A 24,668-nucleotide genomic window follows, 5' to 3' on the forward strand; every position below is an offset into this window, starting at 1 on the left:
TTTGGGGTAAGAGCTTCGTTGGCGCATGGAAATCCCGGCGATAAGGGCTATCGCGTCCGCTTAAAAATACGCGGACACCATCGTCCTTAATGCTGGAGTTCGGAAGGTGAGTTGGCCGGACGGATACAAAAGTTCAACCAAGTGTTCATGGTCACATGCCTTGACAAGGTTTCCTTACAACTTGCTTAAGCTAAGCTTACATTTCTGTAAGCTTCAGATTTAAATAATTGATTTGCCCATACTTTAAGACTATATCGGCGATAACTACTTGCACCTGAGAACTTCCGGCATTGCGATGCGTAGGGTGGCTTCATCCCACCAACTCTGTTGCGCCAAGACGTTCAGGCGGGCGCACTTATTGTCGTCCGCGTTGACCACGATCCTGGGACTTTAAGAGTGATGCGTCTGTTCCAGCAGCGCATCGCGCGCACTCGAGTATTCCCCCCAGTGGCTCAGCGCCGTCTGGTCGATCGATTTCAGTTCATCGATGCACACTAGGTAACCTTACCTGACAGAGGCATGAGGCATGAGGCATGAGGCCAAGATTGTGATTCTGTAAGCTACGGATTGCTTTGATCGATTCACTGCATTCTCAAGGCGCACGCAATGCTGAATGCACCGCATAAAGCCCTTGATAGCCGCAGATTAGCCAGAACTAAAACTTACTGACAGAGGCTCAGAGCAGTTGGCGGTAGACCGTGTATTGACCAGGACTGATACTCTCCAGCCATACCCTCGGTGACGCCTAAATTCTGTTGATTATCGACGTGGTAACAGCGGGCCTAGATGGCGGGAGTCGTTGCGGACGGCTCACTCGTCATGCCGCCCGACTTGGGGCTTGGGGCGGCTGCGACGGCAACGACCGTCCACCATCCCGACCTTACCAGCAGCAGTATTAGCATCACCATCAGGGGTAGCGTCAGCCAGCCATAGCTGTGCTGCGCCAACACTCCGAAGAGCCAACCTCCTGCAGCCGAGCCCAGGGTCTGGCCAAGACCCGATGCTGCGGCTAGACCGCCCATAACGGCACCCAAGCTGTTCGGCGCGGCGCCTGCGGCCAGGTAGGTGATGACCGGAAGTACCAGACCTATACCCGCCGAAGTCAGGCTGACACCCAGGTACATCCAAGCGCCTGAACGACCGGCCGCCAGCACCGTCAAACCAAAAATCGCGAGGACAAGCCCGATGCCGATGAGGGTTCGCGCCGCGCGTTTCTCCAGTAACGACGTAACGAAGAGCACGGCGTTTACGCCCAGCATGACAAGGCTGCACTCGGCCAGCATGAGCGCCGCGTGCCGAGGGGACTGTTGCAGCACAAGACCGAGTTCAAAGCCCGCCAGCACGAACATCACTACTCCACTGAGCCACAGCAGCGCGGTTGGCTGAGCGCGGACCAAGCTTGCCGGCTTGGTTTGGACGGCAGCCTCAACGACAGGCGACGAGGGCAAAGTGCCAGCCAGCCCGAGCATCATCATCCCGCCTAGCAGGGCTGATAGAACCAGCACGAGCTTCGCTGATAGCGCCGTGTTAACCACTCCGTCGACAAGTAGTAATCGCCCGACACCGTTAGCTACCTCGATCAGTGCGGGACCGAACAGAAATCCCAGCAGTGACATGGCTCCCAGCCACGCGAAACGCCGCGCGCGCTGCTCCACCGGCGTGTGTTCGGCGACCAACGCCGCGACGACAGGAACGACCGCGGCGACGAAGAAGCCGGTCGCAGCGCGCAGCACATATATCCCCACCAATCCGACAATCGCTGGGAACAACAAGAGCAATTGACTGATGACGTAGCCGGCGAGCCCGATTAGCAGGATCCGGCCGCGCCCGACTCGATCCGAAGCGATCCCCCAGAGCGGCGCCCCCAGCAGCACACCGGCCGCATACACACCACTGAGAAAACCAACGTGCTTGCTGACTTCAATGTAGCTTATGCCGGGCAGCATTGAGGTCAACCAGCCTGGCAAGACGGGTATTAGCGCCCCATAGCCGGCGGAGACGCTGAAGACAGAACCCGCCAGCCACGCTAGCTGGACAGCCCGCAGCACATCTGGTCCAGCGGTCTTTCTAGAGCTACTGGCAGCGATGGTTTGTTTCACTTCTGTACGTCCGGCGCAGCCCACAAGCGGGTGAGCAAGTTGTAGATGGGCACGAACACCAGTCCGACATAGGCCCCGTAAAGAAAGCTCTCGATCAAACCTAGGCAGAAGCCCCAGAAGGTAAGCCACTTGAACGCTGGCAGAACCATCTCCAAGAATGCAGCCATGCGTAGGTTCGCCGGCACGATCAAACCATAGATGACGCATAGCACGAAGCTGATGGCGGCGAAGAGTCCGAGCGACCAACTGACAATTTTAATATTCAGCATTTGTCTTGCTCCTTATGGGCTTCGAACTGGCAGTGCTCGCGACGCTGGTGAGCATTGTTTGCGTGAACATTGGAGCGCGAGTGAGCTCGGTCACTCAGTGCCGATGGCCGCCTGACTTCGTCTTCACCGCGCTACTTTGCTTTGCGCTGTTTTCTTTATCCACACTGCCGTGACCGCCGTGACCGAACAGGTGCATCGCGATAAAGGCGATGAAGATCAAAATCCAAAACCAGTTTTCTGTCAGCCACACCATGACGTTTCTCCTTCAGGGGTTGTCGATGTGTCTATACGTCAAATGGCCCTTGCATCATCCATCCTAGCCATCGATTGCATATCATCTGAAGCTTGGTTTTTAGCGCTTTCATATAGATCTATTAGCGCTGGGTTGCTCGTCTCCAGCACCACCTTCGTTTTTTCCATTTCTAAAGACAAACCATGCGCCACGACGAGAAATTTATCTGTTCTGATGGCTTGCTCATACTCGATCACGCGGTCCTTCGGGATTCCAATCCTGGATAGCGCTGCGTCAAATGCGGCCACACTGCCGAATAAAGCGGAACCCTCGACGACCGCCATTATCATTCCATCTAAGCGCCCTAACCCCACGATACTGAAACGCTGCGTATCGAAGCCATCGATAGCGAGTTTACGGACAGCCACCACAGCATCACCATGGTTGGTGAAGGCGGCGATTAGCGTGCTTTCATACTGTGTTTGGTGTTGCATGTCTCGACTCCTCGCATGAAAAGCTGAACGACTGGTCAGCCAAGGCGCATGTTTCCACGCTGCGCTGACATCGGTATTTTTATGAAGTGCTCAGCCTTACAGCAGCACCGGCTTGTCAGGCAATTCATTCGCGTTGCAGCGCTCAGAAGGAAAGTGCAGAAGTAGGTGCTGCGTTACTGCCTGCACGCCACTGAGCACGCCAGCTTCGAAATTTCCCTGGCTGAAGGCGTCCTCCATTTGGCGACAGACCTTGCTCCATGCCTGCACGTCCAGCTTGGCGTTAATGCCGCGGTCAGCAACGATTTCCACGGCCCGATCGGCAAACAACAGATAGATCAGTACGCCACTATTATCTTCGGTGTCCCACACACCAAGTTGCGAGAACAGTTCAATCGCGCGGTCGCGGGTAGACTGCCCATTAAGCAGCGCCGCAGCGCTTAGCCCACCTTCGAGCGCGAAGCGGATTTCTCCGGCATGTACGACCTCGCTCGCCTTGATGGCCGCTTCAATCTTACTCAATGTACTCCCTGGAAAGATCCGCCTGAGTTGCCTGTCAGTCACCAACAAGTGATTTATGACCCGTTTAAGCTTCATTACTACCACCTCCCCGACGCCCCACCACCACCGAAGCCACCGCCGCCACCATGGAAACCGCCGCCACGGTTGCTCAGCCCACCATAGAAGCCGCCGTGTCGATACCCCGACATGCTGCCACCGAACATGCTGAAAAGCACCGCAGCCACGCCGGCGAGCAATGGCATCAACAACCCTCCGGCAGCGAACCAGGCGATCAGCGCGACCACCCCGCCGGTAACCACGGAACCCACTCCCTTGCCCAGCGACGCGCGCAACACTGCGCCCACGCCGAGGGCCAAAATAAACAACAGCGGAATGTACTGTTGTATTGCGCCAACATCGGCTGAGGTTGGCGCTATGGGCGCGGGCAAGGCTTCGCCGTCAATGACCCGAACGATTTGCTCCACCCCATCCCTGATACCGCCATAAAAATCCTGACGTTTAAAGCGCGGCAGGATGATCTCGCTGATGATGCGTTTACTGGTGGCATCGTTGAGTGCGCCTTCCAGGCCGTAGCCCACCTCGATTCGCAGAGCCCGGTCGTTCTTCGCGATCACCAGAATGGCGCCATCATCAATATTCTTACGGCCAAGTTGCCATTGCTCGGCCACTCGCAACGCGTACTGTTCGATTTCTTCTGGAGCCGTCGAAGCCACTATCAACACCGAAAGCTGGCTTCCCTTCCTGGCTTCGAGCGCCGTTAAGGATTGCTCCAGTGCAGCCTTTTGCTCTGTTGAGAGTGTCTCCGTCTGGTCGATGACATGCCCCGTCAATGGCGGAACTTGGAGCTCTGCGACGGAAATCAGCGCCCAGCCAAAGGTCAGCGCTGCGAGCAGCAAGCGACTGCTTCGACTGATGGCTTTAGCGGAAATCACTTGGCTGCCTCGGTATCAAAGCTGACACTCGGCGGCGTCGAGATTTGTTTTTCATTCTCGACCGTGAAGCTTGGCTTTTCCTTATAGCCGAGTGCCAGCGCAGTCAGGTTGGCGGGAAACGAACGCACAGTCACGTTGTACTCCTGCACCGCCTTGATATAGCGGTTGCGCGCCACCGTTATGCGATTTTCGGTGCCTTCCAATTGCGCCGCGAGATCGCGAAAACCCTGATTGGCACGCAGGCTCGGATAATTTTCAGAGACCACCAGCAAGCGCGACAATGCCCCGCCCAACTGGCTTTGCGCCTGCTGGAATTTCTGCAACGCCAGCGGGTCGTTGACCAACTCCGGAGTCGCTTGAATCGAGGTGGCTTGGGCGCGGGCTTCGACCACCTTGGTCAGTGTGTCCTGCTCGAACTTCGCCTCGCCTTTGACGGTTTTGACCAGATTGGGCACCAAGTCTGCGCGACGCTGATATTGATTGATCACCTCCGACCAACTGGCCTTAACCTGTTCGTCGCTGCTTTGAAAGTTGTTATAGCCGCAGCCAGTGAGACTAAGCACTAGCGTTAGCACAATTAGAGTCGATAGTTTCTTCATCATCAATACTCCTTAGGATTGAATCGGCGAAAACTCAAGATGCTACTTCGGTTAGGCTCCGCCTAGGCTGCGGCAAGACAAAGTGGAAATAAATTACGCTGCTCAGCAGTGCGGCAAAAAAGCACCACACCGAGATGAACCAGGCTGTATAGAAGTAATAAACTGCGCCAAATGACAATAACGCCAACGCGCCGAAGACCTTGACCATACGGTGTGTGGACAGCAGCGGACTCACGGTGGTTGAAACCAAGTACAGCAACATCACCGCAGCCGCATAGAAGTGTGGCGAGTCATATTCAACATGCTGGCCGATGGGACGCGACACTACTGAGTACACCACAAGCATGTACAACAGATAGGTGCTGACCGCAGCACCTATTGCAACCACCGGGATCAGCGCACGCCTGCGGCGACCAGGAGGCTCAAGCATATACACAGCCAAGGGTATGTAAGCCGGCCACAGCACATGCGAAAAGAACGAATACACGTGTGTCATCAGCGTGTTCAACAGTGGTGCATCAAAGTTGAAGGTCAGCCAGACCACTCCTTCAACCAGTTGCTGAATGGCGAATAACAGCGGAATGGCAGCGAATGCTAACTCGTTCGGACGGCGCGCTGCCCTAAGTACCAGCGTACCGATCCCGAGCAGCAAGGTCCCTGCGGTAAAGCTGGCAGTGGCTGAGAAACACATTTAGTCAGCCCTCCCGGCCACTGCTTGGTTGAGCGGGCTCATAAGGATGCGTCTGTTGCAAGATTATGAACCGGGGCAGATTTAGCCTGCTTAATACCCACGAGCTTGGTGCGTTTAAGCAGCAGCGCATTGATAGCCACAACTGCCGAACTGCCCGACATGGACAACGCTGCGACTTCCGGCGACAGAATAAAGGGGTAGAACACCCCGGCAGCGAGCGGGAAAGCGATGGCGTTGTAGGCGACTGCCCACCATAGGTTCTGGTGCATCTTGCGCAATGTTGCGCGTGACAACACGATGGCGCCGACTACATCGTAGGGATCGCTCTTCATCAGCACCACCTGGGCGCTTTCCATCGCTACATCGGTGCCTGCCCCGATGGCAAAGCCAACATCGGACTGAGTCAAAGCCGGGGCGTCGTTGATACCGTCGCCGACCATGCCTACCTTGTGCCCCTGCTCTTGCAGTTCCTTGACCTTAGAGGCCTTCTGGCCAGGCAGCACGTCGGCAAAGAGGATGTCTATGCCAAGCTCTTTCCCGATGCGTTCGGCGGTCGCCTGGTTGTCACCGGTTAACATCGCGACCTTGACACCGCGCTCCTGCAGCTTGGCAATAGCCTGCTTAGAGGTTGGTCTAACAGCATCGGCAATGGCTATTAGGCCGATCAACTTGCTTGCGCGGGCGACATAGACCACTGTTCTTCCGCCGCCCTGGAGCCTAGCGGCTTGCGTATCCAGTTCCCCAAGATCGATCTTCTCCGCTTCCATCAACTTGCGGTTACCGAGCAGGACAGCATCGGCGCCAATCGAAGCGCGCGCACCCTGACCGTCGATATTGGCGAAGTCGGTGGCAATCTCGGTAGGTAGCTCGCCGGCGCGCTTGAGGACGGCGAGCGCGAGCGGGTGTTCTGAGAATTTCTCGACCGCAGCTGCCGTGGCCAGCAGACGGTTTTCGTCGACGCCCTTCGCGGTCACCGTCTCGACGACGTCCGGTTGACCTAGTGTCAACGTTCCGGTCTTGTCGAAGACGACGACGGTCAACTTGGTGGCGTTCTCGAGGGCAGACGCATTCTTGAACAGAATGCCGTTCATCGCTCCCAAGCCGGTGCCAACCATGATGGCCATTGGCGTCGCCAGCCCCAATGCGTCAGGACAAGCGATCACGAAGACCGTAATCGTCAGCGTGAGCGCAAGCAGCAAAGGCTGCCCGAGGACCCAAAACCAGACAATGAATGTCAGCAAGGCGATCGCAATGGCGATCCATACCAGCCACTGCGCTGCTTGGTCAGCGAGTAGCTGCCCAGGCGCCTTGGAGTTTTGGGCTTCTTGTACCAGCTTAACAATCTGCGCCAGAGCAGTGTCAGCGCCCACCTTCGTAGCCTTGTACTGGAAGCTGCCGCTCTTGTTGATCGTCGCGCCAATCACGGCGTCGCCGACGGACTTTTTGACCGGCATTGACTCTCCGGTGAGCATCGATTCATCAACTTGCGAGCTTCCGTCAGTTACTTCACCGTCGACCGGAATTTTGTCACCCGGCTTAATGATAACGGTTTCGCCCGCAAGGACTTCTGACGTTGGCACCTTGGTTTCAACACCGTTGCGGATGACCGTAGCCAAAGGCGGTGCCAAATCCATCAAAGCTCTGATGGCATCAGATGCGCCTGCCCGCGCTCGCATTTCCAGCCAATGCCCGAGCAAGATAAATACCAGCAGTACGGACACAGCCTCATAGAAGACATCCCCCTCGAAGAAGAAGGTGGCGCCCAGACTGAAGATGTACCCCGTGCCTACTGACAAAACGACCAGCGTAGCCATATTGGCCACACCATTGCGCATGGCGCGCCAGGCAGCGACGAAGAATGGCCAGCCCGGATATGCGATACCCGCCGTGGCGACGATGAACAGGAACAGCTTGCGCTCTAGTCCAAACGGAGTTGCGAAATCGCCGAACATCTGGCCCATCGGCGAATACAGGAATACTGGAATGGCGAACAGCAGCGCAACGAAGAACCGGTTGCGCATGTCGATCGCCATGTCTTGCATCGACATACCGGCCGAGTGCCCCATGTCATGCATCATTTCGTCTTTTTCTCCACCTGCCGAGCCTTTTGCCGCAGCGTGCCCCGCGTGGGAACCCTTGCGGGCAGAACTCGATTTATCCGGTGCGGCGCTGGAGGCCTTTTTCTCGTGGGCCGTGTGGTCGACATGTTTAGTTCGTCCGTCCGGGGACGCCCCGTCCGCCTTGTGTTCTGAAGGGCTGCAAACGTGAGCGGGCAACAGCTCACCGCCACAGTGATAGCCGCAGTCGGCGACACGTTGCTGCAGGTCTGTGAGTGTGACTTGGTCCTCGTCATAGTGGATCGTGGCGCTGCCGGCAACATAGTTCACATCAACGTGGTGGACGCCAACCATGGTCGCAAGTTGTCGCTCTACGCCCGAGGCACTCAGTGCGGAGACCAAGTTACCGACTTCAATGGTGCTTATCTTCATGATGGTTCCCTATTAAACAGTGTGATCACGACAGCCGCTGGTGGGGGATGCAGTCAGGCGTGAATTCGAACACGATGTTCAGGTCGGGCCGGACGTTTTTGTCCTTCTTGCCGGCGTAGTGCAACCGCCGCAGAATGTCGCGCATCAGGTTCAGGCGCCCTAGATGTTTGTTGTCAGTGCGCACGATGTGCCATGGCGCGATTGCAGTGTGAGTGCGTGTCAACATTGCATCGCGGGCATCTGAGTAGGCCTTCCACTGCTTGACTGCTACCGAGTCGATCGGGCTGATCTTCCACTGCTTGAGCGGGTCGTGTTTGCGATCGGCCAGGCGTTTTATCTGCTCTTCCTTGCTGATGTCGAGGTAGTACTTCAGCAGCTTGATGCCTGAATTGACCAGCATCTCCTCAAACTGTGGCACCGAGGTCATGAACTCCTCGTACTCATCCTGGGTGCAGAAGTCCATTACGTGCTCAACGCCGGCGCGGTTATACCAACTGCGGTTGAACAGCACGAGTTCCTCAGCCACCGGAAGATGGGGTACGTAACGCTGGAAGTACCAGCCACTGCGATCACGATCGGATGGTTTGCCCAGTGCAACCACCCGCGTTTCACGCGGACTGAGGTGCTTGACGATGCGTTTGATGCTGCCATCCTTGCCCGAAGAATCGCGCCCCTCAAGAATCACCAGTATCTTGTCCCGGCAGCCAATGAAATGGCGCTGCAGTTTGACCATTTCTAGCTGGAGAAGGTGTAACTGCTCACGGTAGTCCTCGCGCGAAATCGAAGCATTTTGTGGCTCGACACTGAGGACGGAATCGAGGCGGTTTATTAATAAAGCGTCGATTACCTCAACATTGCCCTTGTGTTGCTTTTTCTTGCCATGTTTTTTACTCAAGATTGTATTCCTCCGTCGAAGTCAGAATAAGGAAAAGAGGTGCGCCTATGGACTTAGCTTGAAAAATCATCTCGTCTAAGTGACATTCACTTTACTTGGGTCAAAGTCTTTTAATATTTAATACACCCATCTTTTACACTTGTGTGTAACACACAGGTCAAGCACCAAATCTGATTGAGTGCATGTCTAATAGCGAGACATGCATCTCCGTGATACCTAAGGCTGAAACTCTGATTTAGCTAGATCTAGCGTAGACGGTCATTACTGACACACCAGCTACGCAAAGATTACATTTTGGTAAGGTTCGTGATTTCTGGATTACTTTTGTCAAGATTGAGTCTGCCATTATAAATTTAGGCTAACAGGTTTTAGACGGCCATTAATTAACCTAGATCAATGACAAACATCCTTTACCTCAATGGGCTTAAATAGAGGCGGCGGAGAACTTGAAGCTCCTTGATAGGGATGGTGTCCGACTCCTGAGGATTTTTCTCTCTGGAGAGTCGGATGAGCACTTGACGGTGTTCATGGGCAAACTCTAGACAACGCTTGCTGACATCAACCTGAAGCCAGAATTACATTTCTGTCAGTTTCTGGTTGGCTGGGCTAATTCGTTGCAAACTCAGCCCCATCATCACTTCGAGAGCCACTCCTATGAGACTGCTGGTTGCGGAAGACGAACCGAAAATAGGTATCTACTTGCAACAGGGCCTTACTGAGGCTGGGTTCAACGTTGATCGTTTCACCAATGGTACTGAGGCCCTGCAACACGCCTTGAGCGAAGCGTATGACCTGCTGATTCTGGACGTTATGATGCCCGGTCTGGATGGGTGGGAAGTGCTTCAGAAGGTGCGTTTGGCAGGGAAAGATGTACCGGTGTTATTTCTGACTGCGCGAGACCGTGTTGAAGATCGCGTTAAGGGGCTTGAGCTCGGAGCGGATGATTACCTGATCAAGCCCTTCGCATTTTCTGAATTGCTGGCCCGCGTCAGAACACTGCTGCGTCGCGGTAATGGCGCACCTTCGCCAACCAATTTGAAACTGGCCGACCTTGAGGTTGACCTGCTCAAACGCAGGGCCATTCGGGGGGGGAAACGCATAGACCTGACGGCCAAAGAGTTTGCGCTGCTGGAGTTGCTGCTCCGTCGCCGGGGCGAAGTGCTGCCGAAGTCGCTCATCGCCTCGCAAGTTTGGGACATGAATTTCGACAGCGATACAAACGTAATCGAGGTTGCGGTGCGCAGGCTCAGAGCGAAGATTGATGACAGTTTTGAGGTCAAGCTGATCCACACAGCACGTGGTATGGGCTACATGCTTGATGCACCCGATTCGGAGTCAAAATGAACCGTCTGTCCCTGACTACACGCATGAGTCTGATGTTCATGCTTGCGGTAACAGCTGTGCTCACCGTCGCCGGAGTCAGCTTTAACCACCTCAGCCAGCATCACTTCAAAATGTTGGATCAAGAGGCTCTAAACGAAAAACTCCACTCGACCCAGAGAATCCTGGGGGAGCTGAAGAGTACCGATCAATTCGGCGAGTTAAAGCCAGAGTTACAGGCTCTGCTCGGGGCTCACCGTAATTTGACAGCCGTCATCCTAGACGATGACGGGAGGCTACTTTTCGCTGATCCAGGGCCACTCAATGTTCCGGAGGAGTTCCTCACGACGACCAACAATAATTTTTGGGAATGGCAGAACCAAGAGCAGATGTTCCGTGGCTTGACTGCTCAAGCGATGGTGACCGGTCGGGACAAGCCGCTGACCGTGATCTTGATCTCTGATGTTACTGAGCACATGTTTTTCTTTGAGACGCTCCAGCGATGGTTCTGGATAGGGCTGGTGATCAGCGCGCTCGTCAGCGCGGGGCTGGGCTGGTTGGTTGCCGGCAGTGGCATGCGTCCTATTCGTCAGGTGACCAAGGTCGCTGCGTCGATGTCGGCCAAGTCACTTAAAGAGCGCATTCCATTAGCGTCTGTTCCAAAAGAGCTTCAACAGATGGTGTCGTCGTTCAACGCGATGTTGTCACGTCTGGATGATGCTTTTGTCCGGTTATCAAATTTCTCTGCGGACATTGCTCACGAACTGCGCACACCGGTCAGTAATCTGATGACCCATACCGAAGTGGTGCTCTCTAGAAAAAGGAATATTGAGGACTACGAAGACAATCTGTATTCGAATCTGGATGACTTGAAGCGTATGTCTCGGATGATCGACGACATGCTCTTTCTGGCTAAATCTGACAACGGCCTGATTACCCATGAGAACAAACCGATAGACCTATTGGACGTCGTAGAGAAGCTGCTCGAATACTACCGCCTGCTGGCAGATGAGCGCGGCATCAACCTAACGGTTTCAGGGGCAGGGAGTGTCCGGGGCGACGTACTAATGCTGCACAGAGCTATCTCGAATCTGCTTTCTAATGCGCTGCGGTACACCCCGGAGGGGAGGACCATCAATGTCGATATCCAACAGAGAAGTACCTCGACATTTGTGGTTGTGGAAAATCCAGGAGAAACCATTGCCCCCGAACACCTTGAAAAGCTCTTCGATCGTTTTTATCGCGCGGATCCGGCACGGCGTGAAGGGAGCCCCAGCAATGCTGGACTGGGGCTCTCAATTACGCGGTCGATCGTAGAAGCCCATGAAGGCAAGATCTGGTGTACCTCATCCAATCGAAAAACAGCCTTCCATATGGAATTTCCTAATGCCGGATCGAAACGGGCCTAGCCTCGCTGAGGCGCCGTCTTGGAGCAAGGGGCGATTCACTTTGCTCCAAGACGGATTGACCGACAGGCTTCAGAGAGAAAGCCAATGTAGCGCACATTGGGAAAATAAAAAGCCACGATGACAACCCTCAATTATGGACCAGAGGGCATGCGCAAAGCTTACTGAAATGTAATCGAATGGTCGGCAGTCATGTGGCATCGTGTCCTAGCTCTATAACGCGGATCATCCTGATCCATAACCAGGGTTAAGTTCGCGGCATACGCTTGGTATTCGCCTGTGGTTTTAATCGGAATTGAGAAGTAAAAACTAGATCTCCCCCACCCAACCTCGAACCAACAGCTTATGCTGTGAGGAGTCTTGCATGTCATTCTTTAAAACTACTACCGTAGCTGTTGTACTTACCGTCGGTTTGCTCGTGAGCGCTATCGCCCAGGCGCATCCAAAACTGGTGTCTTCTACCCCAGTGGAAGGCTCGACGTCTGCGGCACCTTCCAAGATCGAGCTGCACTTCTCGGAGAATCTCACGACTCAGTTCTCGGGAGCGAAACTGATCATGACTGACATGCCGGGTATGCCGAATTCACCTATGGGTGTTAAGGCTGGTGTCGCCGGCGGCGACGATCCGAAAATGATGGTTATCACGCCCGCCGCTCCGCTAACCACAGGTACTTATAAGGTCGAATGGCGGGCAGTCTCCTCCGACACTCATCCTATTACCGGCAATTTTTCTTTTAAAGTGAAATGATCCATGAGCGACTCAATCAACATCGCCCTTCGCTTCGCTCTTTATTTAGACCTGATGCTGCTGTTTGGATTGGCCATTTTTGGCTTGTATAGCCTCAGGGGAAAGGAGCGGGTATCCGGCGTTGCCTTGAATTTTGAGTCGCTCCTTTTCGGCACTGCAGTTGTTGGTGTACTTCTGTCCCTTGCTGCCATGTTGTTACTTGCGAAAGCGATGAGCGGCGTTTCAACGTTTATGGAGCTTCACCATCACATCTTCGAAATGGTTCTAACTGGTACCGACGTCGGGCTCACCTGGATGGTCCGAATAGCAGCCCTGGTGCTGGCAGGTATCGCCATCACACTTAACAAGCACCTCCCAACTCTCAGTCTTTGGGCGGTTACCGTCTTCGGTGCTATTGCTCTCGCTACCCTAGCGTGGACAGGACATGGCGCAATGGACGAAGGCAATCGTCGTTATATACATTTCATTAGCGATATCCTTCACCTTCTGGCAGCCGGCGGTTGGATGGGAGCTCTGGCCGCATTCGCTTTACTGCTGCGTGCGAAAAGACTAAACGGCGGACAAGAAATACGGGTTCTCTCCCGTGTCCTGACTGGGTTTGAATCAGCTGGCGCGCTAATTGTTGTGACTTTAAGCATTAGTGGCGTAGTGAACTATCTCTTTATCGTGGGCCCAACCCTGGACGAAGTGATGCTAACTACTTATGGCTTTCTGCTATTTTTGAAAGTTTTACTCTTCGTAGGTATGATTATATTAGCGACGCTAAATCGGTTCCATTTGAGTCCACTGTTAGAACGCTCAATCAAGGAAGGGGACCATACCGTCGCCGTCAATGCTTTACGACGTAGTATGACCCTTGAATTCTCCGTTGCAGTAGTCATAGTATGTCTTGTCGCTTGGCTAGGAACCCTGAGCCCGGAGATGGATATGAGCACGGTGCAGCATTAATACTCCGCATAATGTCCACCGCTACCTAGAGCAACGCAAATTTTGTGAGCGTTGAGCCAAGCGTCCATGTTGCCGTAACGCTACGGTCTCAAGCCACAACTCGTTTGTCACCAGCAGTTGGCTCCGGGGGTTAAAGTCCGCACCCTTGCCGCTAATAGTCAGGAGCAAGTGCTGCCAAAGGAGCCAAGTGCTTAGAGCCTGTTTGCAAGCAAGAACATAAGGCAGAAATATCCCCTTGAAGGGCGATCGCCTTCTCCTAAATACTGTCAACATCAGCGGTAGCTACGGCGAGAGGGGAGCCTTCCAATATCGTCGGGGCGATCTGTAGATATTGGCGGATAGCTGTTTGATGACGGTACAGGGTTCGAGGATTCGCATAACGAGGAGCTATGCGCGCCCCGTAACTCAGGCACGACCTGACATGGTTGACGATTTCAGCTGGAATCTCTTCGAGAGCGGGAAAGTAATGCAGCTGTTGGAATACTTTAAGTAGAACGGCTAACCCAATGGTAAGAACAGGGCTTTTAGCCGTTCTAGAAAGCCATTCGAGCTCAGATTCTGAGAGCGAATAGCTCTGATGAAGCTCTTTCGACGACAGATTCGCCGGCAGCTTCGGATAGGCTGTCCGCTCCAGAGAGGCCATGGAGTTCGTCCCTCAAGGAAAAGCAAAACCTTCAGCATAGACGGCTAAACTTAGGACGAGGAAAGGAACCGCAGAAAAAATTTAAATCATAGCAATATCATAATATTACAGAGCGAATGTCCTAATTTTCCTTTATCTCGGCATAACCCCTTCCACGGAAGTCCCATCCTGCCGAGTCGCCAATGAACGCGGCAAGGGTTTGGAAGTAGCCATTGCCGCCACCTTGACCTTCGATCGTGTAAAGCACCACGGCATCCTTGATGCCGTCGTTATTTAGGTCAGCAAACTTAACCTGACGGCCCTCTTTGTATTCATCCCCGCCATCCCGGGCGATTTCACTCGCGATCATCCGATCTGCAGATGCAGCAAGGTCGGATGGCACTAATGCCTGAACAGTCGATTCGACGGCCTGTGCTGCTGGTTCCGCCGGCCGGGCAGTCGGGGTGACCTGAGCCTGAATCGGTGCCTGAGGTACCTTGCCTAACAAGATTGCCTCAGTCTCAGTCATTGGTTCATTAGGCTTAGCAGGTGCTTTGCTCGCGTGAACACCGGAGCTGATCTTTTGAAGCACTGCAGCACGTAATTCTTGCATGTCTGCAATGTCAAAAAGTTGGTTGCGTGTGTTGCCGAACGGTTGACCTTCACCCAGGAACCATCGTGCAAAAAAACCTGGACGCTTGTTTTCCTGTTGATCGACCAAGTGGTCAATTAGCTCATTGGCAGTTTTTGAGAAACGATCAAATCCATCTTTGCCGACGACTTGCACGATCGAATCCTTCTCCCGCTCGATGTTGCTTCGCGCGAGCTCGAGCATGACAATGTTCGTGTCGACCAGTTTGCTTTCGCACTCGTTCGTATAATTTCCAAGGCATGCCTGCCTGTATTCTTGAACTGCATTGTTTGCCTGGAAATCGTTGTAGGCTCCGCAGCCTGACATAGACACCAAAACACCTGCAGCTACAACCCCACGAAACATGCCCATCCAAATATCCTTTTAAACCCGAGAACCGGTAGACTGCCGTGGCGATCGCCAGCAGTCGCTCCTAGTGATGAAGTAGTCGAAACCGCCTACAGGACCAACTCCGTGGTCTTTCTGTAGGCAAGAAAAAGCCCCCGTTTCGCGGGGGCTTTCTCAACCCTTGCGGGTTAGCCGATGTTCACGCCCATCGATTTAGCCAGAGGCGCCAGGCCACCAGCAAACCCTTGGCCGATCGCCTTGAACTTGAATTCGTCGCCATTGCGGTACAGCTCGCCGAAGATCATGGCGGTTTCGGTCGAAGCGTCTTCGCTCAGGTCGTAGCGCGCCAGTTCTTTGCCGTCAGCCTTGTTCACTACACGGATGTAAGCATTGGCAACCTGGCCGAAGCTCTGCTTGCGCGCTTCAGCGTCGTGAATGGTCACTGCGAAAACCAGCTTCTTCACAGCGGCAGCCAGACCGTTCAACTTGACGGTGGCTTGCTCGTCATCACCTTCGCCTTCGCCGGACTGGTTGTCGCCCATGTGTTCAACAGAACCATCCACCGATTTCTTGTTGTTGTAGAAAATGAAGCTGGCGTCGTCGAGAACCTGGCCACTTTCACCCAAGATAAAGATCGACGCGTCGAGGTCGAACTTGGAGCCGTCGGTAACTCGTGCGTCCCAACCAAGACCTACAGTGACTTCGGTCAGGCCTGGGGCCTCTTTAGACAAACTTACGTTCCCGCCTTTCTGCAGAGATACGGCCATTTTCGATTCCTTTACATGAGGTAAACAAGGCCTTGAAATCAAGGCCAAGTAAACAAAAAACAGTTTAATTAATGACTAAATTTTAAAAATTCATGCCGTAGTTATTGGCCAGAGCTTTCAAGCCGCCGGCATAACCCTGGCCAACAGCGCGGAATTTCCACTCGCCGCCGTTGCGGTACAGCTCAGCAAACACCATCGCAGTTTCAGTCGACGCGTCTTCTGCCAGATCGTAACGAACTACTTCCGCATTGGTCGTATCGTTAACGATGCGAATGAAGGAGCCGCCGACCTGACCGAAGCTTTGCTTGCGTACTTCTGCATCGTGGATGGTAACGATGAAGACCACTTTGTCCACGTCGGCCGGGATGCGGCTCAGGTCTACCTTGATTACTTCGTCGTCGCCGTCGCCTGCACCAGTGCGGTTGTCGCCAGTGTGCTCAACCGAACCGTCAACGCTTTTCAGCTGGTTGTAGAAAATGAAGTCGGCTTCCCCGCGTACTTTGCCATTTGCGCCCAGCAGTAGCGCACTGGCGTCCAGATCGAACTCAGCACCATCAGTAGCACGCGGGTCCCAGCCCAGGCCTACCAATATTTTGGTCAGGCTCGGGTCAGTTTTGGTCAACGAGAGATTGCCACCTTTCTGTAGGGTCAACGCCATGGGTATTACTCCTTGTGGTATGGGCTATTTTTCAGCGGTTTCAGGTTGAGCTTCTTCCTTGCCTGGGAAGACAAGGCTTGCAATCACACCGATCGCCAGTACAACCATAACGATCAGCAGGCTGGTGTTTGCATCGATTGTGTAGCCATGGTGGAACATGTGGTCGGTTGCGTTCAGGCCGAGTTTAATGGCGATGAAGAACAGCAGCGCGACTACAGATTTTTCCAGGTGGACCAGGTAGCGTTTCAGCGCTTCGAGCACGAAGTACATGGTACGCAGACCCAGGATCGCAAACAGCATGGCTGAGTAGACGATCAGCGGTTCACGACTAACCGCGATTACCGCCGGCACAGAGTCGAATGCGAACAGGACGTCAGACACTTCAGCCACAACAAGGCAAAGGAATAGCGGGGTAGCAAAAATTGTTCCTTTTGCTGCCAGGGTCATGCCTTTGTTTTCAGGCTTCTTCAACTCAACCTGAAGCTGTTTACGGCTGACGAAGAAGTTATGGCCATAGAGTTTCGGCCACACAGGGAACAGCTTCTGTGCGAAGCGGTAAGCCATGTGCTTGGAGTAGTCCTCTTCCTCGTCATCATCACCGCCGGCGCGCAGCATCATAACTGCGGTCCATGCCACGATTACTGCGAAGACGATTTCGACCCACGGACCGAAAGCCAACAGTCCGGTACCAATGGCTACGAAGATGCCGCGGAACACGATGGCGCCGATGATGCCCCAATACAGGACTCGGTGACGCATGCCATCCGGCACTTTGAACCAGGCGAAAATCGCCATGAACACGAACAGGTTGTCGACGCTCAGAACCTTTTCCAATGCGTAGCCAGTTACAAACAGGCTGGCGACTTCCGGGCCGTGCTGTACGTATAGGAAGCCGGCGAACGCTAACGAGATAGCGATCCAGAAGATCGACCAAATCGAAGCCTTAGCCAGGGAAATTGGCTTGTCACCGCGGTGAGTGACCATGTCGAGGAGAAGCGCGCTGAGTGCGATCCCGACGAATACCGCCATGGTAAGCGGAGGGAAACCGATGTGAGTGTCCAAAGTACCGCTCCTTAAAGTTCAAAATCAGCTGGGTTAAGGCCCAGCTCAAGGCAGACCAAGCGGCACGCTGCTTTTTCTTTGTCATCGAAGTCGCCGTCAGACGCACCAATGGCGCAGCCGACGCGAACCAAGAGGCGTGCAGCGCCAGCATCGTTCTTGATCTTGCCGATAACCTTCAGTGCTTCGGCCTGGCCAAGCTGAAAATCGAACTCGAACTTTTCGCAGTGTGCGTTGAACGCCTTGATCACATCGCCCATGTCGAACACTTTCAACTCAGGCGAGTTTTGAATGAAGCCGGTCATCTTCTGTTTTTCTTCAGAAGATATACCACCTGACGCCGCCGAGATGAGCGCGCAATTCGCAGTCATCGCATCAAGAAATTTCTGGTTCTTGAACTTCGAAACTTCAGTAGTCAGTGCTTCACGCGCTGCAACTACGTTTTGTTTAAGCCATGCAAACATGTTGTTTTCCTCCAAGGGCGGGGTCGACAGACCCTGCCAGATTTTCTATTTGGAGCCTGCGCGCCAGTTCATGCCCCAGCCGTAAGCTTTGTCCATAACTGCGTGACCTCGATGGAAGTCCACACGCCGAGAGACCTTAACGGCGCCGTTCACATTTTCAAGCATCGCAATGGCACACATTGGTTCACGGCCGCCTTCTTCATTGAGACGCACCTCAATTTCAGGTTGGCCTGGGATGAAAATGGTCACAACACCATCGGTTTCTCTCCAGTTCGGAGCACCCTCGTAGATGAAGGCGAAGACCAAGATCCGGCGGATTTCACTCCACTTGGTCCCGTTGATGTGCATCCACTCACCACCAGCGACAGAGCCAGTACGGTCGTCACCCATCAACTGAATGAAAGGCTCACGTGTAAGACTACCGAACGATTTTCCGAGGGCTTGAACAACTCCCTTCTCGCCGTCCTGCAGTTCGTACAGGCAACCAACGTCCAGGTCGACGGATTGGCTTCGCTTGAAGAACCCGCCCGAGCTGCCTTTGTTCCAGTTCAAGTTCACCTTGATTTCGCCGAAACCGGCTGCAGTCTTTTCAAGACTGATAGACGATCGTGTTTTATCGAGGGTGACCTTGCTCAGACTGATCGTAGATTTAGGTGCAGCGGCCGGAGCAGGCGGTGGCGTTTGTACCACAGGAGCGGGGGCAGGTGCTGGGGCCGGCGCTGGTGCGGCGACCTCTACACCAAAGTGCTTGGCCAACGGCTCAAGGCCGCCATTGAAGCCCTGGGCCACACAGCGGAATTTCCAGTCACCATTTCGGCGATAAAATTCGCCGAGGATGAGTGCTGTTTCCTTCATGCCGCCAGTAGGGATTTGGGCTTCAATGCCACCCGTCACCACAACCGAAAGTTGTGACACGCGCTCAAAGCTCGCCTTGTTCTCGTAGATAGTGGCGGTAAGGGCCACTTTCTCAACTGCAGACTCAAGACGACTCGTATCGAGGGAGAACACTGCGCGCCCGGCCGAGGACTCGGTCAGCTGAACGGCGCCACCCAGAATTTGAGGCTGGCCATAGAAACACATGTCGCCATCGCCTCGGACTTTGGCCGAGGCGCCCAGTGCGAAGGCCGAGACGTCAATGTCGGCCCCTGGGATTGGCGAGTAATTGATATCAACGCGAAGCAGGCCGCTGGCAACCGGCGCATTACCACCAGGTACGAGATTCGCCATTAGCGCAGCGCCTGAACGGCCAGAGTGATCAGGTCGTCGGCAGTTCGACCATTCGTGGTCGTACCGATTGCCTTGAATTCCCAGTCACCATTCTCGCGGGTCAGGCTCGCCATGACGATTCCGGTGTGCCCACCTTTTTCCGATAGGTTGAAGCGTGCTAGCTCATTGTTGTTGCTGCCATTCACGATACGGCAGTAGGCCTTTTCGACCTTCTCAAATGACTGGCCGGTGAAGGAATTCACAGTAAAGATAAGGTACTTAACGGTTGAAGGCAGACGTTGCAGGTCAACATGGATCGTCTCATCATCCCCATCGCCATCGCCTGTACGGTTGTCACCGGAGTGCTGGATCGATCCGTCCAGGGACTTCAATTGGCGGAACCAGACCAGGTCGATTTTCTGAAAGTCGCTGTTGAGCAGAATGCAGGAAGCGTCGAGGTCGATCTCTGTACTGCCACCAAACATCTTGCCAAGGAAGCCTGCCGGCTTTACCGGGTCCCAACCCAAACCTAGGCTAATGCTAGTAAGCGAACTGCCGGCCGTTTTAGCCAGGGAGATGGATTGTTTTTTTTGCAGGGTGAGTGCCATGGTTACGCTCCTTGTTGGTCGTCTGTGTTCATGTGCCGGTCAGCGTTGACCGTCACTTGCAGGTTGGCGTGCGCGACATTGCTCACGCCCCATTCCCGCTGCTATCTGCCCGCAGTCGAAGTCGACACCATGCGGGATGAAAGTTTCGCCAGTATGCTTCTTGCGCCGCAGCCAACAACTCGAAATCGCCGCGGGTGTCGCCCCATGCTTTAAACCGGTAATTGCCAAGTGACCCATACACAGCGTCAAGTCTGAGCACTTTGTTCTCGCATCTACAGTTGTTGCCAGTCATACGCCCGTTCAACAGACCGTCTTCCACTTCAAGCCCGGTACCGATCACCTTGATGCCAAGGCGATCTGCAAAAGGCTGGACAATCAACGCTGGGGATGCAGAGAGCAACGACAGCACCAGCCTCTAGCTCAACTGCGACAGATTCTAAACCTGAAGGCCGCATGAGCTGTACCCAATACAACCCTCAGAATTTCACGGTTCGCTTTTGAAAGCACTTCACATCCTCGCCAGTAAGAAACGTACTGATCAGCTGTGCCTTCAACTCTTCACGTTTCAAATCCCGAGTCAGGAATCGGACGCTTGGCAGCGCAAGCCGCAAAATGCCTCGTTTAAATCCGATGCTTCCGAAAGCGAACTTCAGGAAAGGAACGAAGCTATCGCGCCGAGTCAGTGTGCCGTCGAAGTCTAAGACCGGCACCACCTGTGTTCGCTGCGTGGCTGCTTTGTCAGCTTTCAATGTCATCGCAGGGCCTCAGCCAAGCGGATAGGCGCCTCGACAGGACCTACATCCGGCTGACGAACTCCGTGCCATTCCGCTCGCTCAAGGATGTTGACCGCCCACTTGTAATGGGTCGCAGGCTCGCACATGGCATCGTTGTGCTTGAACACTGCAGGAGCAACGTCACTGACAATCATCTTCGCGCAGTTGAGGTCTTCGAGGCTTACGCGCAACGTGTCCTGGATCGTGCTGATCTGCGATGGATGAATCGCCGTCTTGCCTACCAAGCCATGGGCGATGTCGAGTTCCAGCTCCTCCATCAGCAAATGCGGTGTCGCGAGTTGCTCGAACACCGGTGCCGTGAGTGCGAAACCTTGGGATCCCATGACGCCTGCCAACATTGGGATCACGTAGCCCATAGGGGTGCTATAGAGCGTTGTTGCAGGATTCCTTCGAAGTCCAAGACTTCCCATCAGGTCGTTCCCACCGATACGTAGGGCGATAATCCGCTTATTCAGGCTCGCCTTCAGCGCCTGGCCCAACTCGACCATTGCCACAGGGTTGAACACGTCTGTAGTTTCCAGCGTCGGCATGAGGTACAACGCCGGGTTCGTAACGGCCTGCTCCCATTCCCCTAGGTTGCGCAGGGTCAATTTCGGCACTACGAACCCATCAATGTGGGCCATCAAAGGCCAATCATTAAGCACAGCAGCCATCACCGAGTCTCGGGGACGAACAAACAGCAGCGGACCATCGGACGGACGCCCACCGCGCTCGTTGATCGCGGTCAGCAGGCCATTCAGGTTTCTCAACGCCGTGTCGACGTCAATTTCCGCGATCGCATCCTCCAGACACACGACCAAAGAACGTAGTTCTGGAAGTTTTGTGCGGAAAACCACATCAAGCAGATCCGCACGTGTGGCCGGCATGTAAAGCGTTGCCCCCAGGGCGTAAGGAGAAAGGACTTTCATCAGCTCACACTCCGAATGATGGTTACCGCCCGGTAAGGGCCTAATGCAGCACCCACTTCTTCCACAGCGACCCCAGCGCCCTCAGTCAGGTGCATGAGCAGCTGAACATCACTGTCGCTACGGCTGCGCACCAAGACGTGATCAGGTACGCGACGCAGTACCGCGCGTGTTGCTTCGGCAATACCAGGCTTTACTCGATTGAGATTGGTAATGCCGAACTGGGAGGCCAGAGACTTGACTACGTGCGAAGCTGCACCCTGCAGTTCAAAACGCTGGGTATCGGTCCATGGAGAGGCTTGAGGAACCGTCCCCAGTGCCTTTCGCTTCTCCTCGATCTGCTCGATGAACTCGCGGGTTACATCGTGCTCACGCAGATGGTCATAAACCACACAACCATGCAGGCCTCCATCTGCGGGCCATATGGAGCGCGAAACCAGACCAGAAACCGTCGCACCAAGGATGCCGGAGGGCATAACCCAGTCATCAGCCGACGCGGACAACCACGCCCGGCCGCAGGGATCTGCCAGCACTACAAGCCGGGGTTCCTCAGGGAAGCGCGAGTCGCGATTGAGGCTGCGCTGAATCTCGCCAGAGATTGCGCCCTTCCCTGTCCAGCCATCGACGAAGACGATGTTCTCGGAACCATGTGCCTGAATGATGGCCTCGAGGGCGACTTTGTCGATCCCCCGATCTCGGACAATGCTGATTCCGTAGTGGTGCGCATCTCGACCCATGTCGAGCAGGGCCCGACGCAACAACACGCCGAGCGGCAAGCCAGCACGAACGAACGACACAAGCACAATAGACGGGCCCGTGCATGCCTCGCTCAGCGCCAGCGCCAGGGACTGAACGTCCATGGCCATGCGGGTACCGTTTTGTTCGAGTGCGCGCTCGTAGAGGGCTTTGTGCACGTCAGTCGGCGCACTCTCAAGGCTGATCATTTCGGAGTAGTGCTTCTGCTTCGACTGAATCAGCCGCTCCTTCTCCAAGACATCAGTGGTCTCCATCTGAACGGCCTGCAGCAGGAACTGAACATCATCTGCTGCATAGCTGCCGCTCCCAACGGTAACCAGACCTGCAATAGCCTTAGTCATGGACTTTCCCTCCAACCAGCTTGGCTAATTGGCTACGCGCTGGGGTCGCCCACATATGGCACTCCCGCATGAAACCGAGGTCAGTGATGCTGTCCCCAAAGCCCAGCACCGGACGCTCACCATGGGCCTTACGATCACGGCGCAACAATTCTTGAACAGCCACTTCCTTCGACAGGCCCTGCGGCAAGAACGCGAGGTTGTTGGAATTGCCGTGGATGTGCATGCCTTCCAATAAACCGCGGGCCTGTACTTCAGCGAGAACCGTTTGCAGGACTTCATCATTGGATTCGTTGTGCTTGGTCACCACGTAGTGGCGGAGGCCTTCTTCCTCGACAACCCATCCGCGCAAGGAAATACCAAGCTCCTTGCCAATGGCAAGGGTTGCTTCACTGAGGCCTGGCAAGCGATTCTGATAGTCAGCAAGAACATCGCTCATGCGAGCTTGCCATTCCTCGTCAAGCTTTCCATCAGCACCAAGGATCACGCCGCCATGCGAGCAGACGGCACCGTGCATAAAAGGCAGTTTCACACGACTGAATGCTTCAACGCTGCGCGCTGTAACTGGGACCACGTCGGTCGTGGACAGGAGCCACTGGGCGAGGGAGTGTTGGACCGTACTCATGTAGCCATTGGGCTGTCCCTCGATATCGAGAGTCGCAGTAATCCGCTGAGAACCTTCTGGCATTTTGCGAGCAGTCTGGAACAGGGTGTCGTCGAGATCGACCAGGGCGAGGGGGCGCTTATTGACCATCGACAATCACCTCCGCGCTCAGGGATTCTATCAGGGCGGCGGACACAGCCTGCTCAGGTGTTTCCGAGCAAATAAGGACACGATCAAATTGCCCTGGGCTGACATTGTAGAGGAAGTTGGGGATACCGAGACCGTAGTTGTCCGCGAACGACAACGCGTGACCGATGGCATGGCCCAGTGCGATTGGTGAGCGACTGGTCGAACTGAAATGCACATCAGCACCAGCACGCTCCAAGCGCTCGGCAAGCAAAAACGGACGCCAGACAAATTCGCTGGTACCAACCACGAGTACGCGCTCACCCGCTTTGACTTTCAGATCGAGAGCCAAAGTGTCTTCTACACAGCGAATACCATGGCGCCCCCAATCGCTTTCCGTCGACAACGGCCACACTCCGGGCTCGATGCTGCCCACGGCCGGCATTTCCGGCAGCGGCGCATCAGCGTCCTCGTGGAAGGTATACGACCCCTGCAACAGCGAAACCTGATGAGCAGAGTCACCGATGGTTTTGCGCACCGCATCGCCAGACCAATCCGTCAGTACGCACGTCACCACGCGCTCTACCTGAGTCAGGCCGGCATCGACCAGCGCACGGTGAAGATTGATGAAGGTTTTGCCCGTCGAGGCTTCGTCGTCGACCAGCACTAGCGAACGGGCATTTAACATCATTTCCCGAACGTCGGCATCGATCGGCAAATGAATGAGGTGCGCACTGGCGTGACTATGTTCTTCTTCAAAACGGGCGAACAGGTCATTGCCAGTAGGGTGGCGTGTGCTGACCATGTAAACCGTGTCCGGGCGCGTCGCGCTGTATGCGCGATGCACACCAGCACCCAGGCCAACTGCTGTTTCAGCCATGCCGATAACGAGTACGGGCCCAGGCAGGTCGTCAGGAATTTGTGAAGCGAGGCTATTGAAGCTTGAATTCATGATCGAAGGCCGCACAGGTATGTGGCGACCGAGTACTTTGGACACGAAAAGAAACGCACGCTTTGGATTACGGCGCTCGGCAAAACCGAACAAGGAGTCCGGGTCGATATGTGTGGCATCGACAGTGACATCGAGACGCCCGCGCATCAGTTGTGCGCTTAGAGCTTGTTTAACTGCGTTACATTCCAT

General features: G+C 54.6%; 25 protein-coding genes and 2 pseudogenes. 4 read left to right on the forward strand and 23 right to left on the reverse strand.

Annotated elements, in window-relative coordinates; translation table 11 throughout:
• Positions 1–782: 782 nt before the first annotated feature.
• The 10 genes from HBO19_RS25560 to ppk2 all read right to left on the reverse strand — a co-directional run bounded on the left by HBO19_RS25560 (position 783) and on the right by ppk2 (position 9,168).
• On the reverse strand, positions 783–2,099 hold the full coding sequence (locus HBO19_RS25560; protein WP_034114915.1) for an MFS transporter: 1,317 nt from the start codon (positions 2,097–2,099) through the stop codon (positions 783–785).
• On the reverse strand, positions 2,096–2,368 hold the full coding sequence (locus HBO19_RS25565) for a DUF5676 family membrane protein (RefSeq protein WP_034114916.1): 273 nt from the start codon (positions 2,366–2,368) through the stop codon (positions 2,096–2,098). Before HBO19_RS25565 ends, HBO19_RS25560 begins: the two co-directional genes overlap by 4 nt.
• A 94-nt stretch (positions 2,369–2,462) precedes the next feature.
• Positions 2,463–2,621 (reverse strand): DUF2933 domain-containing protein, encoded by a 159-nt coding sequence (locus tag HBO19_RS25570; protein WP_080758785.1) that lies wholly within the window; start codon positions 2,619–2,621, stop codon positions 2,463–2,465.
• Positions 2,622–2,659: 38 nt separating this feature from the next.
• Entirely contained in the window at positions 2,660–3,094 is a 435-nt protein-coding gene (locus tag HBO19_RS25575) for a hypothetical protein (protein ID WP_052229594.1), read from the reverse strand.
• Positions 3,095–3,190: 96 nt separating this feature from the next.
• Complete coding sequence (locus HBO19_RS25580) at positions 3,191–3,688, reverse strand: TPM domain-containing protein (RefSeq protein ID WP_034114917.1); 498 nt, start codon at positions 3,686–3,688, stop codon at positions 3,191–3,193.
• A gap of 2 nt (positions 3,689–3,690) precedes the next feature.
• Positions 3,691–4,545 carry a TPM domain-containing protein gene (locus HBO19_RS25585; protein ID WP_218575093.1) on the reverse strand — a complete coding sequence of 285 codons (855 nt, stop codon included), beginning with the start codon at positions 4,543–4,545 and terminating at the stop codon, positions 3,691–3,693.
• Positions 4,542–5,144, reverse strand: a complete 603-nt coding sequence (locus tag HBO19_RS25590) for a LemA family protein (RefSeq protein ID WP_034114918.1) — start codon at positions 5,142–5,144, stop codon at positions 4,542–4,544. The genes HBO19_RS25585 and HBO19_RS25590 overlap by 4 nt, the downstream gene beginning before the upstream one ends.
• Positions 5,145–5,178: 34 nt before the next feature.
• Positions 5,179–5,835, reverse strand: coding sequence for a DUF6629 family protein (locus HBO19_RS25595; RefSeq protein WP_034114919.1), 657 nt, complete (start codon positions 5,833–5,835; stop codon positions 5,179–5,181).
• A 38-nt stretch (positions 5,836–5,873) separates the two neighbouring features.
• On the reverse strand, positions 5,874–8,324 hold the full coding sequence (locus tag HBO19_RS25600) for a heavy metal translocating P-type ATPase (RefSeq protein WP_034114920.1): 2,451 nt from the start codon (positions 8,322–8,324) through the stop codon (positions 5,874–5,876).
• 25 nt (positions 8,325–8,349) lie between these two features.
• Positions 8,350–9,168 (reverse strand): polyphosphate kinase 2, encoded by an 819-nt coding sequence (gene ppk2 / locus HBO19_RS25605; protein ID WP_052229597.1) that lies wholly within the window; start codon positions 9,166–9,168, stop codon positions 8,350–8,352.
• 705 nt (positions 9,169–9,873) lie between these two features.
• Here ppk2 and HBO19_RS25610 point away from each other — a divergent pair.
• From HBO19_RS25610 to copD, 4 genes are all read left to right on the forward strand, one after another.
• The gene (locus HBO19_RS25610; protein ID WP_048388146.1) at positions 9,874–10,563 is read left to right on the forward strand and encodes a heavy metal response regulator transcription factor; all 690 of its coding nucleotides are present in this window, start codon (positions 9,874–9,876) and stop codon (positions 10,561–10,563) included.
• Positions 10,560–11,948 (forward strand): heavy metal sensor histidine kinase, encoded by a 1,389-nt coding sequence (locus HBO19_RS25615; protein WP_170058546.1) that lies wholly within the window; start codon positions 10,560–10,562, stop codon positions 11,946–11,948. Before HBO19_RS25610 ends, HBO19_RS25615 begins: the two co-directional genes overlap by 4 nt.
• A gap of 361 nt (positions 11,949–12,309) precedes the next feature.
• On the forward strand, positions 12,310–12,693 hold the full coding sequence (gene copC / locus HBO19_RS25620) for a copper homeostasis periplasmic binding protein CopC (protein ID WP_170058547.1): 384 nt from the start codon (positions 12,310–12,312) through the stop codon (positions 12,691–12,693).
• 3 nt (positions 12,694–12,696) lie between these two features.
• Complete coding sequence (gene copD, locus HBO19_RS25625; RefSeq protein ID WP_170058548.1) at positions 12,697–13,641, forward strand: copper homeostasis membrane protein CopD; 945 nt, start codon at positions 12,697–12,699, stop codon at positions 13,639–13,641.
• Positions 13,642–13,960: 319 nt separating this feature from the next.
• Here the strand turns inward: copD and HBO19_RS25630 are convergent.
• The 13 genes and pseudogenes from HBO19_RS25630 to HBO19_RS25690 all read right to left on the reverse strand — a co-directional run.
• Positions 13,961–14,284: pseudogene (locus HBO19_RS25630) on the reverse strand (DUF4158 domain-containing protein); the annotation flags it as partial.
• A gap of 121 nt (positions 14,285–14,405) precedes the next feature.
• Positions 14,406–15,266, reverse strand: a complete 861-nt coding sequence (locus tag HBO19_RS25635) for a hypothetical protein (protein ID WP_170058550.1) — start codon at positions 15,264–15,266, stop codon at positions 14,406–14,408.
• A 164-nt stretch (positions 15,267–15,430) separates the two neighbouring features.
• On the reverse strand, positions 15,431–16,009 hold the full coding sequence (locus tag HBO19_RS25640) for a TerD family protein (RefSeq protein WP_046071046.1): 579 nt from the start codon (positions 16,007–16,009) through the stop codon (positions 15,431–15,433).
• 82 nt (positions 16,010–16,091) lie between these two features.
• Positions 16,092–16,667 carry a TerD family protein gene (locus HBO19_RS25645; RefSeq protein WP_046071045.1) on the reverse strand — a complete coding sequence of 192 codons (576 nt, stop codon included), beginning with the start codon at positions 16,665–16,667 and terminating at the stop codon, positions 16,092–16,094.
• A 24-nt stretch (positions 16,668–16,691) separates the two neighbouring features.
• Positions 16,692–17,696, reverse strand: a complete 1,005-nt coding sequence (locus tag HBO19_RS25650) for a TerC/Alx family metal homeostasis membrane protein (RefSeq protein WP_170058609.1) — start codon at positions 17,694–17,696, stop codon at positions 16,692–16,694.
• 44 nt (positions 17,697–17,740) lie between these two features.
• A complete protein-coding gene (locus HBO19_RS25655) occupies positions 17,741–18,190 on the reverse strand; it encodes a tellurite resistance TerB family protein (protein ID WP_069553158.1) in 450 nt (149 codons plus the stop codon).
• Positions 18,191–18,235: 45 nt separating this feature from the next.
• Positions 18,236–19,417, reverse strand: a complete 1,182-nt coding sequence (locus HBO19_RS25660) for a TerD family protein (protein ID WP_170058551.1) — start codon at positions 19,415–19,417, stop codon at positions 18,236–18,238.
• Positions 19,417–20,004, reverse strand: a complete 588-nt coding sequence (locus HBO19_RS25665; RefSeq protein ID WP_046071042.1) for a TerD family protein — start codon at positions 20,002–20,004, stop codon at positions 19,417–19,419. Before HBO19_RS25665 ends, HBO19_RS25660 begins: the two co-directional genes overlap by 1 nt.
• Positions 20,005–20,086: 82 nt before the next feature.
• A pseudogene (locus HBO19_RS25670) lies at positions 20,087–20,759 on the reverse strand (HAD-IB family phosphatase).
• Positions 20,756–21,706 (reverse strand): HpcH/HpaI aldolase/citrate lyase family protein, encoded by a 951-nt coding sequence (locus HBO19_RS25675; protein WP_169865920.1) that lies wholly within the window; start codon positions 21,704–21,706, stop codon positions 20,756–20,758. The pseudogene HBO19_RS25670 and the gene HBO19_RS25675 overlap by 4 nt, the downstream one beginning before the upstream one ends.
• Entirely contained in the window at positions 21,706–22,800 is a 1,095-nt protein-coding gene (locus HBO19_RS25680; protein WP_046071040.1) for a cysteine protease StiP family protein, read from the reverse strand. The genes HBO19_RS25675 and HBO19_RS25680 overlap by 1 nt, the downstream gene beginning before the upstream one ends.
• Positions 22,793–23,551 carry a trehalose phosphatase gene (locus HBO19_RS25685; RefSeq protein ID WP_170058552.1) on the reverse strand — a complete coding sequence of 253 codons (759 nt, stop codon included), beginning with the start codon at positions 23,549–23,551 and terminating at the stop codon, positions 22,793–22,795. Before HBO19_RS25685 ends, HBO19_RS25680 begins: the two co-directional genes overlap by 8 nt.
• Positions 23,541–24,668 (reverse strand): phosphoribosyltransferase domain-containing protein, encoded by a 1,128-nt coding sequence (locus HBO19_RS25690; protein ID WP_170058553.1) that lies wholly within the window; start codon positions 24,666–24,668, stop codon positions 23,541–23,543. The genes HBO19_RS25685 and HBO19_RS25690 overlap by 11 nt, the downstream gene beginning before the upstream one ends.

This window comes from Pseudomonas sp. WS 5021 (assembly GCF_012985535.1).
GTDB lineage: Bacteria > Pseudomonadota > Gammaproteobacteria > Pseudomonadales > Pseudomonadaceae > Aquipseudomonas.

Coding starts and splice junctions, on each gene's coding strand:
- HBO19_RS25565 (WP_034114916.1), bottom strand. CDS start 2,368: ATGCTGAATATTAAAATTGTCAGTTGGTCGCTCGGACTCTTCGCCGCC.
- HBO19_RS25570 (WP_080758785.1), bottom strand. CDS start 2,621: ATGGTGTGGCTGACAGAAAACTGGTTTTGGATTTTGATCTTCATCGCC.
- HBO19_RS25575 (WP_052229594.1), bottom strand. CDS start 3,094: ATGCAACACCAAACACAGTATGAAAGCACGCTAATCGCCGCCTTCACC.
- HBO19_RS25580 (WP_034114917.1), bottom strand. CDS start 3,688: ATGAAGCTTAAACGGGTCATAAATCACTTGTTGGTGACTGACAGGCAA.
- HBO19_RS25590 (WP_034114918.1), bottom strand. CDS start 5,144: ATGAAGAAACTATCGACTCTAATTGTGCTAACGCTAGTGCTTAGTCTC.
- HBO19_RS25595 (WP_034114919.1), bottom strand. CDS start 5,835: ATGTGTTTCTCAGCCACTGCCAGCTTTACCGCAGGGACCTTGCTGCTC.
- HBO19_RS25600 (WP_034114920.1), bottom strand. CDS start 8,324: ATGAAGATAAGCACCATTGAAGTCGGTAACTTGGTCTCCGCACTGAGT.
- HBO19_RS25610 (WP_048388146.1), top strand. CDS start 9,874: ATGAGACTGCTGGTTGCGGAAGACGAACCGAAAATAGGTATCTACTTG.
- HBO19_RS25615 (WP_170058546.1), top strand. CDS start 10,560: ATGAACCGTCTGTCCCTGACTACACGCATGAGTCTGATGTTCATGCTT.
- copC (WP_170058547.1), top strand. CDS start 12,310: ATGTCATTCTTTAAAACTACTACCGTAGCTGTTGTACTTACCGTCGGT.
- copD (WP_170058548.1), top strand. CDS start 12,697: ATGAGCGACTCAATCAACATCGCCCTTCGCTTCGCTCTTTATTTAGAC.
- HBO19_RS25635 (WP_170058550.1), bottom strand. CDS start 15,266: ATGGGCATGTTTCGTGGGGTTGTAGCTGCAGGTGTTTTGGTGTCTATG.
- HBO19_RS25640 (WP_046071046.1), bottom strand. CDS start 16,009: ATGGCCGTATCTCTGCAGAAAGGCGGGAACGTAAGTTTGTCTAAAGAG.
- HBO19_RS25645 (WP_046071045.1), bottom strand. CDS start 16,667: ATGGCGTTGACCCTACAGAAAGGTGGCAATCTCTCGTTGACCAAAACT.
- HBO19_RS25650 (WP_170058609.1), bottom strand. CDS start 17,696: ATGGCGGTATTCGTCGGGATCGCACTCAGCGCGCTTCTCCTCGACATG.
- HBO19_RS25655 (WP_069553158.1), bottom strand. CDS start 18,190: ATGTTTGCATGGCTTAAACAAAACGTAGTTGCAGCGCGTGAAGCACTG.
- HBO19_RS25660 (WP_170058551.1), bottom strand. CDS start 19,417: ATGGCGAATCTCGTACCTGGTGGTAATGCGCCGGTTGCCAGCGGCCTG.
- HBO19_RS25665 (WP_046071042.1), bottom strand. CDS start 20,004: ATGGCACTCACCCTGCAAAAAAAACAATCCATCTCCCTGGCTAAAACG.
- HBO19_RS25675 (WP_169865920.1), bottom strand. CDS start 21,706: ATGAAAGTCCTTTCTCCTTACGCCCTGGGGGCAACGCTTTACATGCCG.
- HBO19_RS25680 (WP_046071040.1), bottom strand. CDS start 22,800: ATGACTAAGGCTATTGCAGGTCTGGTTACCGTTGGGAGCGGCAGCTAT.
- HBO19_RS25685 (WP_170058552.1), bottom strand. CDS start 23,551: ATGGTCAATAAGCGCCCCCTCGCCCTGGTCGATCTCGACGACACCCTG.
- HBO19_RS25690 (WP_170058553.1), bottom strand. CDS start 24,668: ATGGAATGTAACGCAGTTAAACAAGCTCTAAGCGCACAACTGATGCGC.